This window comes from Streptomyces luteosporeus, assembly GCF_039532865.1.
In the GTDB taxonomy this organism is placed as follows: domain Bacteria; phylum Actinomycetota; class Actinomycetes; order Streptomycetales; family Streptomycetaceae; genus Streptomyces; species Streptomyces luteosporeus.
In genome coordinates this window covers 320,746-334,154 of the sequence record NZ_BAAASL010000002.1, presented here as the reverse complement: position 1 = coordinate 334,154, position 13,409 = coordinate 320,746, and the positions used below count along the sequence as shown (strand labels likewise).

General features: G+C 72.0%; 14 protein-coding genes, 1 tRNA gene and 1 other RNA gene. 7 read left to right on the top strand and 9 right to left on the bottom strand.

Going from position 1 to position 13,409, the window contains the following annotated elements; all coding sequences use genetic code 11:
• Positions 1-78: 78 nt before the first annotated feature.
• Positions 79-173, bottom strand: an RNA gene (gene ffs / locus ABD361_RS03655) — signal recognition particle sRNA small type.
• 133 nt (positions 174-306) lie between these two features.
• On the opposite strand from ffs, the gene ABD361_RS03650 reads away from it, so the two are divergent.
• The 4 genes from ABD361_RS03650 (at position 307) to ABD361_RS03635 (ending at position 2,695) form a co-directional block, all read left to right on the top strand.
• Positions 307-394 (top strand) — tRNA-Ser (locus tag ABD361_RS03650).
• 147 nt (positions 395-541) lie between these two features.
• Entirely contained in the window at positions 542-712 is a 171-nt protein-coding gene (rpmF, locus tag ABD361_RS03645) for a 50S ribosomal protein L32 (RefSeq protein WP_344433179.1), read from the top strand.
• A gap of 6 nt (positions 713-718) precedes the next feature.
• Positions 719-1,900, top strand: coding sequence for a GTP-binding protein (locus ABD361_RS03640; protein ID WP_344433178.1), 1,182 nt, complete (start codon positions 719-721; stop codon positions 1,898-1,900).
• Between the two features lie 495 nt (positions 1,901-2,395).
• A complete protein-coding gene (locus tag ABD361_RS03635; RefSeq protein ID WP_344433177.1) occupies positions 2,396-2,695 on the top strand; it encodes a hypothetical protein in 300 nt (99 codons plus the stop codon).
• A 22-nt stretch (positions 2,696-2,717) separates the two neighbouring features.
• Here ABD361_RS03635 and ABD361_RS03630 read toward each other — a convergent pair whose 3' ends face one another.
• The 6 genes from ABD361_RS03630 to ABD361_RS03605 all read right to left on the bottom strand — a co-directional run bounded on the left by ABD361_RS03630 (position 2,718) and on the right by ABD361_RS03605 (position 7,688).
• Positions 2,718-3,170 (bottom strand): Fur family transcriptional regulator, encoded by a 453-nt coding sequence (locus ABD361_RS03630; RefSeq protein WP_344433176.1) that lies wholly within the window; start codon positions 3,168-3,170, stop codon positions 2,718-2,720.
• A 23-nt stretch (positions 3,171-3,193) separates the two neighbouring features.
• Positions 3,194-4,018, bottom strand: coding sequence for a metal ABC transporter permease (locus ABD361_RS03625; RefSeq protein WP_344433175.1), 825 nt, complete (start codon positions 4,016-4,018; stop codon positions 3,194-3,196).
• The gene (locus ABD361_RS03620) at positions 4,015-4,911 is read right to left on the bottom strand and encodes a metal ABC transporter permease (protein ID WP_344433173.1); all 897 of its coding nucleotides are present in this window, start codon (positions 4,909-4,911) and stop codon (positions 4,015-4,017) included. Before ABD361_RS03620 ends, ABD361_RS03625 begins: the two co-directional genes overlap by 4 nt.
• The gene (locus ABD361_RS03615) at positions 4,898-5,761 is read right to left on the bottom strand and encodes a metal ABC transporter ATP-binding protein (RefSeq protein WP_344433172.1); all 864 of its coding nucleotides are present in this window, start codon (positions 5,759-5,761) and stop codon (positions 4,898-4,900) included. The genes ABD361_RS03620 and ABD361_RS03615 overlap by 14 nt, the downstream gene beginning before the upstream one ends.
• A gap of 8 nt (positions 5,762-5,769) precedes the next feature.
• Entirely contained in the window at positions 5,770-6,756 is a 987-nt protein-coding gene (locus tag ABD361_RS03610) for a metal ABC transporter solute-binding protein, Zn/Mn family (RefSeq protein ID WP_344433171.1), read from the bottom strand.
• A gap of 161 nt (positions 6,757-6,917) precedes the next feature.
• Positions 6,918-7,688 carry a TetR/AcrR family transcriptional regulator gene (locus tag ABD361_RS03605; RefSeq protein ID WP_344433170.1) on the bottom strand — a complete coding sequence of 257 codons (771 nt, stop codon included), beginning with the start codon at positions 7,686-7,688 and terminating at the stop codon, positions 6,918-6,920.
• Between the two features lie 63 nt (positions 7,689-7,751).
• On the opposite strand from ABD361_RS03605, the gene ABD361_RS03600 reads away from it, so the two are divergent.
• Positions 7,752-8,828 (top strand): alpha/beta fold hydrolase, encoded by a 1,077-nt coding sequence (locus tag ABD361_RS03600; protein ID WP_344433168.1) that lies wholly within the window; start codon positions 7,752-7,754, stop codon positions 8,826-8,828.
• On the opposite strand, the gene ABD361_RS03595 is transcribed toward ABD361_RS03600, so the two are convergent.
• Together ABD361_RS03595 and ABD361_RS03590 are read right to left on the bottom strand one after the other, a co-directional pair.
• The gene (locus tag ABD361_RS03595) at positions 8,806-10,821 is read right to left on the bottom strand and encodes a M6 family metalloprotease domain-containing protein (protein ID WP_344433283.1); all 2,016 of its coding nucleotides are present in this window, start codon (positions 10,819-10,821) and stop codon (positions 8,806-8,808) included. The two genes, ABD361_RS03600 and ABD361_RS03595, sit on opposite strands and share 23 nt — an antisense overlap.
• A 93-nt stretch (positions 10,822-10,914) precedes the next feature.
• The gene (locus ABD361_RS03590) at positions 10,915-11,766 is read right to left on the bottom strand and encodes a helix-turn-helix transcriptional regulator (protein ID WP_344433167.1); all 852 of its coding nucleotides are present in this window, start codon (positions 11,764-11,766) and stop codon (positions 10,915-10,917) included.
• Between the two features lie 162 nt (positions 11,767-11,928).
• Between ABD361_RS03590 and ABD361_RS03585 the strand changes: the two genes are divergently transcribed.
• Both ABD361_RS03585 and ABD361_RS03580 read left to right on the top strand, forming a co-directional pair.
• The gene (locus ABD361_RS03585) at positions 11,929-12,738 is read left to right on the top strand and encodes an alpha/beta fold hydrolase (protein WP_344433166.1); all 810 of its coding nucleotides are present in this window, start codon (positions 11,929-11,931) and stop codon (positions 12,736-12,738) included.
• Between the two features lie 41 nt (positions 12,739-12,779).
• Positions 12,780-13,373 carry an HhH-GPD-type base excision DNA repair protein gene (locus ABD361_RS03580; protein WP_344433165.1) on the top strand — a complete coding sequence of 198 codons (594 nt, stop codon included), beginning with the start codon at positions 12,780-12,782 and terminating at the stop codon, positions 13,371-13,373.
• The last annotated feature ends 36 nt before the right edge of the window (positions 13,374-13,409 follow it).

Genomic DNA, 13,409 nt, shown 5'->3' with positions numbered 1-13,409 from the left:
CCACTGACAAGTGGCTTCCGTCACAGATTTCGCTCACCGGCACACGGGGCGCAACGGCCGCGGACGGCCCCAGGAAATACAAGGGCCCCTCACGCACCCGCCAGAGCCCACTTACCCTTGCTGCCTTCCGGCCCTGGGGGAGTTGGGTGAGATAGCGCCACGTGAGGGGCTTGGCCCCAAGCCTAGCGGATGCCGGGGCATGCTCGGCCACCCCCACCCTCCCGAGGACCCCGCCGGACCCCCTCGGGACCCCCTCGCCGGGAACAGGTTCGCGAGCACTGCCCGGAGTCTTGTATTGTTTGCGGCGGAGGATTCGCCTAGAGGCCTAGGGCGCACGCTTGGAAAGCGTGTTGGGGGCAACCCCTCACGAGTTCGAATCTCGTATCCTCCGCCAGTGCCTCACCGGGCACTTGAAGGCCCCGACCGGGAAACCGGCCGGGGCCTTCTGCGTTCCCGGCTGCAGTTCGCCCCCTCCTTGGTAATGGTTCCCGTTTTCATGTAGCGTGCCGGGCACCCACCCGACGACGGAGGTCCCGTTCCCATGGCCGTACCCAAGCGGAAGATGTCCCGCTCGAACACCCGTCACCGCCGCGCCCAGTGGAAGTCGAGCACGCCCCAGCTGGTGCCGTTCACCGTCGACGGCTCCGTGTATCTGGTGCCACAGCGCCTGCTGAAGGCGTACGAGCGCGGGCTGCTGCGCCCGGAGGGCTGACGGGCCATGGCCGACCACCACCGGCTGCCGGTGACCGTCCTGTCGGGGTTCCTCGGCGCGGGCAAGACGACCCTGCTCAACCATGTCCTCGCCAACCGCGACGGACTGCGCGTCGCCGTGATCGTCAACGACATGAGCGAGATCAACATCGACGCCGCGCTGGTGCGGGGCGGAGAGGGCGCGTTGTCGCGGACCGAGGAGCGCCTGGTCGAGATGACCAACGGCTGCATCTGCTGCACCCTGCGGGACGATCTCCTCGAGGAAGTGGACCGGCTGGCCCGCGAAGGCCGCTTCGACTACCTGCTCATCGAGTCCAGCGGGATCTCCGAGCCGATGCCCGTCGCCGCCACCTTCGCCTTCCCCAGGGACGACGGCGCGACGCTCGGCGACCTCGCCCGGCTCGACACCATGGTCACCGTCGTCGACGCCGCGAACTTCCTCATCGAGCTCGCGGACGGCGACGGCCTGGCGGAGCGCGGCCTCGACCAGTACGAGGACGACGAGCGGACGGTGAGCGACCTCCTCATGGACCAGGTCGAGTTCGCCGACGTCATCGTGGTCAACAAGCTCGACCTGGTCGCCGAGGCGGACGCCGAGCGGCTGCGGGCGGTGCTCGCCCGCCTCAACCCGGCCGCTCGCGTCGTGCCGGCCGAGCACGGCCGGGTGGATCCGTCGGCGATCCTCGGCACCGGCCTCTTCGACCTGGACCGCGCCCAGCAGGCTCCCGGCTGGGTCAAGGAGCTGAACGGCGACCACACCCCCGAGACCGAGGAATACGGCATCTCCTCGATGGTGTTCCGGGCCGAGCGGGCCTTCCATCCCGAGCGGCTGTGGGCGTTCGTCACCGAAGGGCTCGACTCCGGGGCCTACGGCCACGTGCTGCGCTCCAAGGGGTTCTTCTGGCTGGCCGGACGCGACCGGGTGACCGGGCTGTGGTCGCAGGCCGGAGCCGTGGCCCGGTTCGAGCCCGCCGGCACCCGCGAGCACGGCGGGCAGGGCCAGGAGCTCGCCTTCATCGGTACGGAGTTGCGCCCGGAGGCGCTGCGACAGGCGCTGTCCGCCTGCCTCGTACGGCCGGACGAGGCGGGAACGTCTTGGTCCGATCCGTTCCCCGCCTGGGACGTCCACGGTCTGGACGAGGGCGCCGCATGCGAGCACGACCATGAGCCGGAGCACGCCCGCGCCTGAGCGCTCCCGCACGAGGCCCGGACGTCAGCCGTCCCGATGTCAGCCGTCCCGCCGGGGTCGACCCGGCGGGACGGCACTCGGCGAAAGGACGCCGGTATCTGTCACGTTGTGGCCTTCGGCACAGCGGGTGGTGTCGGCTAACCGCCGCACTGGCACGAGCCACCGGACTGGCATCCGCAGCTGCAGCCCGGACCACAGGTGCAGTCCGCCCCGCATGTCGGAGCCGGCGTGTGAACGGTCATGATCAGCGCTCCTTCTTGGGTCGTACGGCTCTCCATCCGAGCGAACACCCGACCGGTTCCCGTCCGCAAGGGGCCGGACGCGGATAGTGACGGCGAGGAGGCGCAAGCAGCCCGCCGGTCGCCGGATTCGTGGAAGGTTTCCGGCCGACCTGTGACGACTTTTGTGATTCCCCGGCACGGTCGAGACTGGAGGGGCAGGCTCTCCCGTCGGAAAGAAACCGACCAGGCGGGGGAACGAAGGGAAGGGGTCGTCATGCCGACTGGCACTCACACTTCTCACGCGGACCACACCCATCAGCACGGTGCCGGCTGCGGACACGTCGCCGTACCGCACAGCGACCACGTCGACTACGCCCACGACGGGCACCTGCACCGGATCCACGAGGACCACACCGACGAGTGCGAGCCGACCGGCCACACCGTTCACCAGGACCACGCCCACCAGCACCAGCCGGGATGCGGGCACGTCGCCGTGCCGCACGGCGACCACGTGGACTACGTCCACGACGGGCACCGTCATGCCCAGCACGACGGGCACTGGGACGACCACTGAGCCTTCCAGGTGCCTGTGACCTTCAGGGTGCCGGCGGCTGGTCCTCCCTCCGGCCGCAGTCCGGGCAGACGCCGGAGAGTTCGAGGGCGTGCCGGACGTCGGCGAACCCCGAGGTCCGGGCGATCCGGTTCGCCCATTTCTCCACGGGGCCGGATTCGACGGGCAGGCTGAGCCCGCACTCGGTGCAGATCAGGTAGTGGCGGTGGTCGGGGCCGGGCCGGTGGCGGAAGAGCCGCTCGCCGTTGGTGTCGCGGACGACGTCCGCGCGACCGGCCTCGGCCAGCGCCGTGAGGGTGCGGTAGACGGTGGAGAGACCGACGGGCGAACCGTCGCTCACCAGCCGCTTGTGCAGGGCCTGGGCACTGATGAAACCTTCCATCACGACAAGGGCTCCCAGCACCACGGCGCGCTGCTGTGTTGCGCGACCGATCAGCGCCACGTCGTGGACAGGTGCCTGCGGTCGGTTGTCTGCCATCGCGGTGCTCCTCCGCTCATGCCTCAGCGAATACGCGGGACAGGGCGCCGTATGAGGAAGGTGGCGGCGTAGACGGCGGTGGCAGCGGCCATGACGGCGAAGCTCGGTGGCATCTGCGGCACCGCGTACGAGCCGAACAATCCCACCCACATCTCCGCCACCGCAAGGCCCGTGGAGAGGGCGAGCGCCCGGTACGGACGGTCCGTCAGCCGGATCGCGGCGCCGGCGGGGGCGGCGAGCAGGCCGAGCAGCAGCAGGGAGCCGACCGCCTGGGTGGCCTCGGCGGCACTGGCCCCGGCCACGGCGAGGAAGCCGAAACCGAGCAGCCGGACCGGAACGCCACGGGCCGCGGCCACGGCTTCGTCCACCGTGGCGAACAGCAGCGGGCGGGCAGCGGTCAGCATCACCAGGCAGACAACTCCGGCCAGCAGAGCGGACGTCACCGCGTGCGCCGCGGAAATGCCGAAGATCGAGCCGAACAGGACGCTGACGCCCGCGGTGCCGTCGGCCGTGCTGCGCGACGTGGCGTAGAGGGTGACGAAGAACGCGCCCACACCCAGGACCCAGGAGAAGACGCTCCCTATGACGACGTCGTCCGGGCGGGCCCGGCGGCCGAGCGCGCCGAAGAGCAGCGCGATGGCGATCGTCGCGGCGAACAGCCCCAGCCGCAGGTCGAAGCCGACGGCGAGCGCGGCCATGGCGCCGGTGAACGCGACGTGGCTCAGCGCGTCGGCAGTGAACACCTGGGCACGCAGCACGAGGAAGTAGCCGACCAGGCCGCACGCGGCCGCGACCAGCGACCCGGCGAGGAGAGCGTGCTGGAAGAACGGCTGGGACAGCGGCGTCATGACGCGACCTCCCCGGTCGGCCGGCCCGGCAGGGCCGCGCGCAGCGCACGCAGCGCCAGACCGGCTCCCCGGGCGAGGACGTATCCGGCGAAGGCGAACGAGGTCACGAAGAACCCCAGGGGATAGGGCGAGTAGTACGCGGCGATCAGCCCCGCCCAGGTGGCCGCGAGGGCCAGCACCACGGCCAGCAGCAGACTCGCCGCCGGACGGGCGGTGAGCGCCTGCGCGGTGGCGGCGGGGATCACCATCAGGGCGAAGACCAGCAGCGTGCCCGTGATCTGGCTCGCCTCGGCGGTCGCCGCCCCGAGCAGCACGAGGAACGCGATGGACAGCGCCCGCACCGGGACGCCGCGCCCGGCGGCCACCCGCGGGTCGACGGAGGCGAACAGCAGCGGCCGGCCGATGAGCACCAGCGCCGCGAGCACGGCGACGCCCACGCCGAGCAGGACGGTCACCTGGGTGGTGGTGATGCCCAGGAACGTGCCGAAGAGGATCGTCTGCGGCCCCTCCAGCAGTCCCTTGTAGAGGGCGGTGAAGAGATACCCGCAGGCGAGGAGGAAGGCCTGCACGGTTCCGGTCAGTGCGGATTCCTCACGGTCGCCGCTGCCGCGCAGGGCCGCGATGACCAGGGCCGCGGCGAGGCAGAGCGTGAAGTAGCCGCAGACCGCGCCGACTCCGAGGAGCACGGCCCCGGCGGCGCCGGGGAAGGCGACGGCGGAGACGGTGTGCGCGGCGAACGTCTGCCGCCGCAGCACCACGAACCACCCGACCGCCGCGGAGACCACGGCCACGATCGCGCCCGCGCGGAAGGCGTTGACCATGAACGGGTACGACCACATCTGCCGGATGTCGTCGGCGAGGTTCCACGTCCAGAGCGGGTCAGCAGGTGCCATGACCGCCCACCGCGGACTCGGGCCGCCCGACCACGACCAGTCGCCCGTCGGATGCGCGCAGCACCTCGACCGGAGCGCCGTACAGTCCCGTCAGGGTCTCGGACGTGATCACTTCCTGTGGAGTGCCGGTGGCGGAACCGCCCTCGGCGAGGTACACGACCCGGTCGAGGTGGTGCAGTATCGGATTCACGTCGTGCGCCACCATCAGCACGGCCACACCCTCCTGTTGGCAGATGCGTCCGATCAACGCGGCGACTCCGCCCTGGTGGGAGAGGTCGAGGCTGTCCAAGGGTTCGTCCAGCAGCAGGAGTTGCGGACGCCGGACGAGGGCCTGCGCGATGAGGATCCGCTGCTGTTCACCGCCGGAGCACTCCCCGACGGGCCGGCCGGCGTAGGCGGTCGCCCCCACCAGCTCGATGACCTCGGCGACGCGGTCGCGGGCGGCCCGGCGGCGCGGGCCGGGAAGGGGCAGCGGCACACCCCAGCGGTCGCCGTCCATACCCAGGCGGACCACGTCGATGCCGCGGATCCGCATCGAGGCGTCGAAGCTGCGGCGCTGCGGCAGATAGCCGATGCGGTGGCCGGCCCGACCGGGACGGGCCCCCAGGACGCGCACCTCGCCCGCGGCGAGGGGGTGTGCCCCGAGCACCACCTTGACCAGGGTGGACTTGCCGACTCCATTGGGACCGAGGACGGCGGTGAACTCCCCCGCCCCGACGGTGAGATCCACCCCCGCCCACAGGGTGCGGCCCGCCACGCGCACGGCGGCGTCGCGCAGTTCGAGCACGGGTTCGGCCGCCTGCCGAGAGGCAGGGAGCCGGGCCTCGGCGGCCCGGACTGCCGGCTCCATGGCCCCGATCATCGCCCGGTGGCCTTGGCCAGGGCCTCTGCGATGCCCTGGAGCTGGGCGGTCTGCCACTGCTGGAAGGTGGCACCGGCGGGTGCCAGGGTCTCGGTGACGGTGGCCACCGGGATGCCCGCGTCCTTGGCCTCCTTGACCTGCGCCTGCACGTCGGGCGTGGAGTTCTGGCTGTTGTAGACGTAGATCTTGATCTGCTTGTTCTTGATCTGGTCGTCGATGGTGGCCTTGTCCTTGGCCGTGGGGTCGGTGCCCTCGCTCGTGGCATCGAGGAAGGTCTCGGGGGTGAGCATCTTCAGCCCGAGCCCGTCGGCGAGCGGGGCGACGATGGACTCCGAGGCGCCGATCGGCGTGCCCGCGTACTTGCTCTTTATCTCCGATATGAGCTTGGTGTACGGGGCGAGGTCCTTGCTCTCGTAGGCGGTCTTCCGCTGGTCGAAGTAGGCGGCGTCGGCGGGGGCGGCCTTCTTGTAGTCGCCGGTGATCCTCTCGATGACCTTGTGGACGTCGTCCGGCGAGTACCAGCGGTGCGGGTTGCCGCCGGGCTTGACGCCCACCAGGTCGCCGACCTTCAGCTCGGTGCGTCCGCCGGCCGGGTTGGCGGCGAGAAGCTTGTCGGCCCAGCCGTCGTAGCCGATGCCGTTGACGATCGCGTACCGGGCACCGGCCACGGCGCGGGCGTCGGCGGCCTTGGGCTCGTAGTCGTGCGGGTCGGCGTCGGGGCTGGCGATGATGCTGGTGACGTGCACACGATCGCCGCCGAGCTGCGCGGCGATGCTGCCCCAGAAGTTCTCCGCCGCCACCACCTCGATCTTCTTGCCGGAACCGGATCCGCTCGCGGCCGACGCGCTGCCGCTTGCCTTCGCGTCGGTCGAGGACGAGGTCGAGCAGGCGGTGGCAGTCGCGGCCGTCAGGGCCGCCACGGCGGCGACGAGGACGGCCCGCGCGGACGGCCGGTGGGATCGGGACGTGGCGGCGGTGGGCATGGGGGGCTCCTTCGGGCGGTGCCGGTGGCTCTGCGACCCATACCGGCGTGCGGGGACTCGCCCCGAAGGTAAATGGAAACGATTGTCATATCAACTCTAGATGAAAACCGTTACCATCATTTGGGTGGAGCCCGACCGTCCGGCCCGGACCACCAGGTCCTTCACGGGGCCACGCGGCCCGCCGTCCGATCGGCGTCGATGAGGGCCTGGACGCCGTCGAGGAGGCGGGCGAGGCCGAATTCCAGGGGGTCGGGGCCTTCCGCGGCGAAGGCTCCTGCCGCTATGGCGCGGGTCAGGGCCGGGAAGCGGGGGGCGTGCCGGGTGAGGAGGTCGCCGGTGAGGGCGTTCCACTCCTGGGCGCGCTCCTCGTCGAAGTCGGCCTGTTCCTGGGCGTGGGTGCGCACCAGGCCGGCGACGAGGACGAAAACGCGGTGCTGTTCGGATGCGGACAGGCCGGTGGGTTCCAGGGCGGCGAGGGCCGCGTCCAGCCAGGCGAGCTGATGCGGGCCCATGAGCTGGCGGCGGGCCGCGGTGGCGGCGAGGAGCCAGGGGTGGGCGTGATGGACGGCGGCCGAGCGGCGGGCCCATTCGGCGATCCGCGGGCGCCAGCCGCTTCCCGCCGCCGAAAGGTCGGGGGCTTCGGCGAGGACGTACTCGACCATCAGCTCGACCAGTTCCGTCTTGCCGGGCACGTAGCGGTACAGCGCCATCGCCGAGACCCCGAACTCGGCGGCGACCTTGCTCATGGAGACGGCGTCCAGGCCTTCGGCGTCGGCGAGGGCGACGGCGGCCCCGGCAATGCGGTGCGGGGTCAGGCTCGGTTTGGGGCCGCGGGTCGGCCTGTCCTGTTCGCCCCACAGCAGCGCCATGGCCGTGCGCAGATCACGGGGCTTGTCCTTGGCCATCGGGTCCTCCAGTCGTCCCCTCGACATCTCCCGCAATTGTATATACCGTAAACACAACTGCTGACGCCGTAAACAGTTGGGGGATCCGTCATGCTCGCCACCGTCCTCGCCGCCTCCGCCGCCGTCCTCGCCGCGCCCGCCGCCGGTCTGCTGGGGCACCGCGCGCTCCGGCGCGCCGCACTCGCCGAGCGGCTGCGCATCACCACGCCGAACGGCATCGACGAGTCCGGGTTCGTCCGCATCGGCGGCATCGACCAGTGGGTGTCCATCCGCGGCGAGGACCTGCGCAACCCGGTCGTCCTGGAGATCCTCGGCGGCCCCGGCGCCTCGAACCTCGTCTTCCTGCCCCGCACCCGCGCCTGGGAGCGGCACTTCACGATCGTGCGGTGGGACATGCGCGGGGCCGGGCGCACCTTCGCCGCCACCGGCCCGGCCGGCCAGGGGGAGATGAGCCTCGAACAGCTCCACCGGGACGCCCTGGAGGTCACCGAGTACGTCCGCACCCGGCTCGGCGTCCCCCGGGTCGTGCTCGTCGCCAACTCCTTCGGCACCGTCCTCGGGCTGCGCCTGGCCCGCAGCCACCCCGAGCTGTACTCCGCCTACGTCGGCACCGACCAGAACGTCATCGCCGGCGGACGCGAACGCTCCGCGTACGACGGGCTGGTGGCCAGGCTCCGCCACGCCGGAAAGGGGAAGCGGAAGGAACTGGCCGCGGTCACCGCCATGGGGGCCGACAAGGCGCAGTGGAGCGTCGAGCAGCTTTCGGCGTACAACAAGCTCGTCCTCACCACGGATGCGCTGTCGTACGACACCATGAAGACGGTGGTGATCCGCTCGCTGTGGTTCTCCCCCTTGCACACGCTGCGCGGCCTGCGGGCCTACCTGAAGGCCATGGCCTTCTCCGAGCCGCTCGCGCTAGCAGCGGTCGCGGTCGACGAGTGGGAGGAAGGCACCGAGTTCCGGATTCCCTTCTTCGTCTTCCAGGGTGATGCGGATGTGCTGACCCCGCCCGGGCCGGCGAAGCGGCTGTTCGACGACGTGACCGCGCCAGTCAAGGAGTTCGCACTGATCCGGGACGCCAGTCACTTCGCGTCCTTCCGGCGCCCGGATCAGTTCCTCGACCTCATGCTCGCCAAGGTGCTCCCTACTTGCGCACCGCGCACGTAGCAGTAGCCGTGCGCGACGGGTCGCTCTCCGAGCGGGCCGTCAGGGTGATCGTGCCCGTGCGGGCGGCGTCGGAGCGGGCCTGCACCGCGACGTCGACCGGGACGGTCGCGCCGCCCTTGGCCGTGGCCAGGCGGTTGGGCAGCCAGGCGGACCAGCCGCGGCCGGCCGTGGTGGCCGACAGGCGGTAGACGTCGTCCGCCGCCGGGCGGCCGGTGTTGGCGAGGGCGAACGTGCACAGGGCCCGGCCGCCGGCCGGGCGGCCGCGGGCGGTGCCCCTGGCCAGGGCGACACCGCGGGCCTGCGGGCCGGCGCCGTCGAGGGACTTCACGCCGACGTCGTAGGAGAGCACGCCGCGCGCGTCCCGCTGGATGTTCAGCACGTAGAAGTGCAGGCGGTTGGCCGCGTCCACGTACTCGTACGAGCTGCCGGAGTCCGCGCCCGCGTGGAAGAGGGCGTCGCTGAGCTGCCGGTAGTCCCCCATGGTGATCTTCTGCGGGGTCCCGTCGGGGCGGATGAAGTCGAGCATGCCGATGTCCTCCGGGTGGGCGTCGATCACCCAGGCGAAGGGGGCGCGGTCGGCGTTCTTGGTCTTGCTGATCAGCACGCCGTTGTCGGGGGTGAAGGAGTCCATGCCCATGCGGTCGACGACCTCGACGGTGTAGTTGTCGTAGCCGCCGCCGTCGCACAGCGGATCGGTGGCGCGGTCGCAGGACGGCGACAGGTCGCGGCCCATGGTGACGTTGATGCCGGTCAGGCCCTTCTCGCCGGGCGGGGCGGAGCGGGCGGTGACGCGGGCGACGACGAGGCCGGAGTCCTTGAGGGCGTCGCGGTCCAGGCGCAGGACGTTCTTCTCGTCGACGATGCCGAGCTTCATCTTGTCCCGCAGCACGTGCTGGGCGCCCATCGAGCCGCCCGCGGTGGCCGGGATCCGCCAGCGGGTGTGCGGGCCGCCGGGTCCGTTGAAGGTACCGCGCGAGAGCATGCCCCAGATGCCGGTGTACGAGCGGCTCAGCGGCGTGCCGTAGGGGTTGTTGTAGTTGTCGCCGATGCCCAGGATGTGGCTGAGCTCATGGGCGAAGGTGGCCATGCCGGAGCTCTCGGCCTGCGTGGAGGAGCCGTTCGCGGCGTTGGGCCAGATGCGGGCCGCCGCCTGCCAGGACGTCCACGGGACGTACCGGGTGGCGGCCGCGTTCAGGCCGGAGGCCAGCGGCGAGGGCGGCCCCCAGGTGGCGGGCACCTCGGCCGCGCTGCGAAAGCGCATCGACCCGAACTCCTGCCAGGCGGACGACTCGTCGACGCCGGCGGTGAGGTAGAAGACGAAGTCGAACGAGCCGGCCTTCTCCGCGCCCACGTCCGCGACCCAGGCGCGCTTGCCGTCGGCGCGGATGTCCTTGCCGCAGGTGTCGCCGACCGGGCAGGCGCCGGGGTTCATGCCGGGCTCGATGCCGTACTGGTACGACTTCCACGGCATGCGGTAGACGCCGAAGGACGTCAGCTGGACGCCGAGGCGCCCGCCGGAGTCCTCCATCCAGTACTCGTTGATGGTGTGGCCGTGGTTGAGCGTGCCCGGCTTGTTGAGGAAGTCCTCGTAGAACTTCGGCACCTGCGCGCGCGGAATGCCGGAGGCGCTCGGCAGCGGATTGCCGAACTTCGCGGCGCCCGCGGCCTTGGTGACGGAGAAGTCCTCGTCGGGGTAGTCGAGCAGCACCAGCGCGCCCCGGAAGGTGCGCTGCGTGGGCTTGGTCGCGGGGTTCGCCCAGTCGGTGCCGGGCACGGCGCGGTACTCGGACCAGGTCATGGCGTCCGGGTTGCGCCAGTGCTGCGGGTCGACCGGCTGGACGAGCGGTGGCCGGCCCCGCCCCTGGTCACCGGGCGCGGCCCCGGCGGGCCCGGCGGCGACGGCGGCCGCCAGGAGGCCGAGGAGCGCGGCGAGTAATCGCCGGCGTGTGCGGGTGCGGGTGGGAACGGGGGTGCGTCTGCTTCGGGGGTGCATCGTCACCTCTCGGCGGATCAACGCGACTGCTGTACATGACAATTGCTCGTTCGCGCCGACGGTAGGGCCGGGAGTGAAGTGATGCCAGATCTCCTACGGGACATTCGTGAACTGCGGCGTCCCCACGACCTCCAGCAGCGCCAGCCGGCTCGCCGTGTCGCTGCCCGGCGGCGGCGTGTACAGCACCAGGCGCTGGTCGCCCTCCGGCGCCAGCAGGACCTGGCAGTCCAGCTCGACCGGCCCGATCAGGTCGTGCAGCACACGGACGCGGCTGTGCCGGCGCACGGCCACCTCGTGCAGCTCCCACAGCTCACGGAACTCCTCGCTGGCCTCCCGCAACCGCGCCACCAGGCGTACGGCGGCCGGGTCGCCGGCGCGGCGGGCGGTGGCCGCGCGCAGGTCGGCGACGTGCATGCGGCTGTAGCGGTCGTGGTCGTCCGCCGGGTACGCGGCGCGTACGGCCGGGTCGGCGAACCAGCGCCAGACGACGTTGCGGCCGTGCTCGGAGACCGTGCACACCCCGCCCAGCAGCGCCTGGGCCACGGCGTTCTGGGCCAGGACGTCGCCGAGGTCGCTCAGCACCTGGGCGGGGGTGGTGGTCAGCCGGTCCAGCAGGTGCAGCAGCCCCGGGGCGACGTGGTCGCCGGCCGCGGCGCCGGCGGGCGGGCGGTGGCCGGCCAGCAGGTACAGGTGGTCGCGCTCGTCCGCGGTCAGCCGCAGCGCCCGCGCGAGGGCGTCGAGCATCTGCGGGGACGGCTGCGGGCCGCGGGCCTGCTCCAGCCGCACGTAGTAGTCGGCGGACATCCCGGCGAGCTGGGCGACCTCCTCGCGGCGCAGCCCCGGCGCACGGCGGCGGGGCCCGGCGGCCAGGCCGACGTCCTGCGGGCGCACCCGGTCGCGGCAGCGGCGCAGGAAGGCGGAGAGCTGGGGGCGGTCGATCGTCATGGTGATCATCCTGCACGGCGGGCCCGCGGCGAACCAGGGACCGCCGGTCCCAGGTTCGGCAGGGCTCTTACGGCACCCTTCCGCAGGCGGCAATGTCGGTGGTGCCGCGGCGACCGACCGCCCGGCGGCATCACCTCCCACCACGGTCTTAGGAGCAGCGCCATGCCCGTCGTCCCCGTCGCCGACGCCCTCGTCCACTACGAGCGCACCCCCGCCGCCACCGCCGGCGCACACCGCCCCGCGCTCGTCCTCGTCCACGGCACCGGCTCGGCCGGGGCCGCCCTGACCTGGGGGCAGCTCGCCCCGCGCCTCGCCACCGACCGCACGGTGATCACCCCCGACCTCTCCGGGGCCGGCGCCACGACGGACGCGGGGGCGCCGCTGACCGTCGACGGCCTCGCCCGGCAGGTCCTGGCCGTCATCGAGGACGCCGGCGAGGGCCCGGTGGACCTGCTCGGCTTCTCGATGGGCGCCCCCGTCGTCGCGGCCGCCGCCGCCCTGCGCCCCGACCTCGTGCGCCGGCTGATCCTGGTCGCCGGGTGGGCGCACACCGAGGGCGACGAATACCTGCGCAACTTCTTCGCCGTGTGGCAGCGCCTGGGCGACCTGGACCCCGAGGCGTTCGGGCGGTACGTGACGATGACCGGCTTCAGCCGCGGATTCCTCAACGCGATAGGCCGCGAGCAGGTCGAGGAGATGGTGCCCAACCTGCCGCCCACCCCCGGCACCCTGCGCCACGTCGACCTCGACACCCGCGTCGACGTCCGCGCGCACCTGCCCCGCATCCAGGCCCCCACGCTCGTCGTGGCCGGCACCCAGGACGCCACCGTGCCGGCGGAGCACAGCCGTGCGCTGCACGCCGCCATCGCCGGCAGCACGTACGCCGAGATCGACGCCGGGCACGTGATGTTCTTCGAGCGGCCGGACGAGTTCGTCAAGCTGGTGCAGGACTTCGTCGCCGACCCGGAGTGAGTCGCGTGGTGGTGACCGTCGCGAGGGGCGATCATCGGGGCATGGACCGTGCGCTGCACCTCGCCCAGCAGGACGCGGCCGACGAGCTGCTCTCACGCAGCCCGCTGGCCGCGCTGGTGGGCATGCTGCTGGACCAGCAGATCCCCATGGAGTGGGCCTTCACCGGGCCGTACACCCTCGCGCAGCGGCTCGGGCGCGACGACCTCGACGCGCACGAGATCGCGGCGTACGACCCCGAGGCCCTCGTCGAGCTGTTCTCGCGCAAGCCGGCCGTGCACCGGTACCCGGGGTCGATGGCCAAACGGGTGCAGCAGTTGTGCCAGTACTTGGTCGAGCATCACGACGGCGAGGCGAGCGCCGTGTGGCGGGACGCGGCGAGCGGCCCGGAGCTGCTGGGGCGGCTGGTGGACCTCCCGGGCTTCGGCAAGCAGAAGGCCCAGATCTTCCTCGCGCTGCTGGGCAAGCAGTTCGGGGTACGGCCGCGGGGCTGGCGCGAGGCGGCCGGGGCGTACGGCGAGGAGGGCTCGTACCGGTCGGTCGCCGACATCACCGGGCCGGAGTCGCTGGAGAGGGTCCGTGCCTACAAGCAGGAAGTGAAAAGAGCCGCCAAGAAGGCAGGGGTCAAGAAGGCGTGAGCGGCCGACCGCGGCCGACGGCGCGTCGCACCGCGG

Coding starts and splice junctions, on each gene's coding strand:
- rpmF (WP_344433179.1), top strand. CDS start 542: ATGGCCGTACCCAAGCGGAAGATGTCCCGCTCGAACACCCGTCACCGC.
- ABD361_RS03640 (WP_344433178.1), top strand. CDS start 719: ATGGCCGACCACCACCGGCTGCCGGTGACCGTCCTGTCGGGGTTCCTC.
- ABD361_RS03635 (WP_344433177.1), top strand. CDS start 2,396: ATGCCGACTGGCACTCACACTTCTCACGCGGACCACACCCATCAGCAC.
- ABD361_RS03630 (WP_344433176.1), bottom strand. CDS start 3,170: ATGGCAGACAACCGACCGCAGGCACCTGTCCACGACGTGGCGCTGATC.
- ABD361_RS03625 (WP_344433175.1), bottom strand. CDS start 4,018: ATGACGCCGCTGTCCCAGCCGTTCTTCCAGCACGCTCTCCTCGCCGGG.
- ABD361_RS03620 (WP_344433173.1), bottom strand. CDS start 4,911: ATGGCACCTGCTGACCCGCTCTGGACGTGGAACCTCGCCGACGACATC.
- ABD361_RS03615 (WP_344433172.1), bottom strand. CDS start 5,761: ATGGAGCCGGCAGTCCGGGCCGCCGAGGCCCGGCTCCCTGCCTCTCGG.
- ABD361_RS03610 (WP_344433171.1), bottom strand. CDS start 6,756: ATGCCCACCGCCGCCACGTCCCGATCCCACCGGCCGTCCGCGCGGGCC.
- ABD361_RS03605 (WP_344433170.1), bottom strand. CDS start 7,688: ATGTCGAGGGGACGACTGGAGGACCCGATGGCCAAGGACAAGCCCCGT.
- ABD361_RS03600 (WP_344433168.1), top strand. CDS start 7,752: ATGCTCGCCACCGTCCTCGCCGCCTCCGCCGCCGTCCTCGCCGCGCCC.
- ABD361_RS03595 (WP_344433283.1), bottom strand. CDS start 10,821: ATGCACCCCCGAAGCAGACGCACCCCCGTTCCCACCCGCACCCGCACA.
- ABD361_RS03590 (WP_344433167.1), bottom strand. CDS start 11,766: ATGACGATCGACCGCCCCCAGCTCTCCGCCTTCCTGCGCCGCTGCCGC.
- ABD361_RS03585 (WP_344433166.1), top strand. CDS start 11,929: ATGCCCGTCGTCCCCGTCGCCGACGCCCTCGTCCACTACGAGCGCACC.
- ABD361_RS03580 (WP_344433165.1), top strand. CDS start 12,780: ATGGACCGTGCGCTGCACCTCGCCCAGCAGGACGCGGCCGACGAGCTG.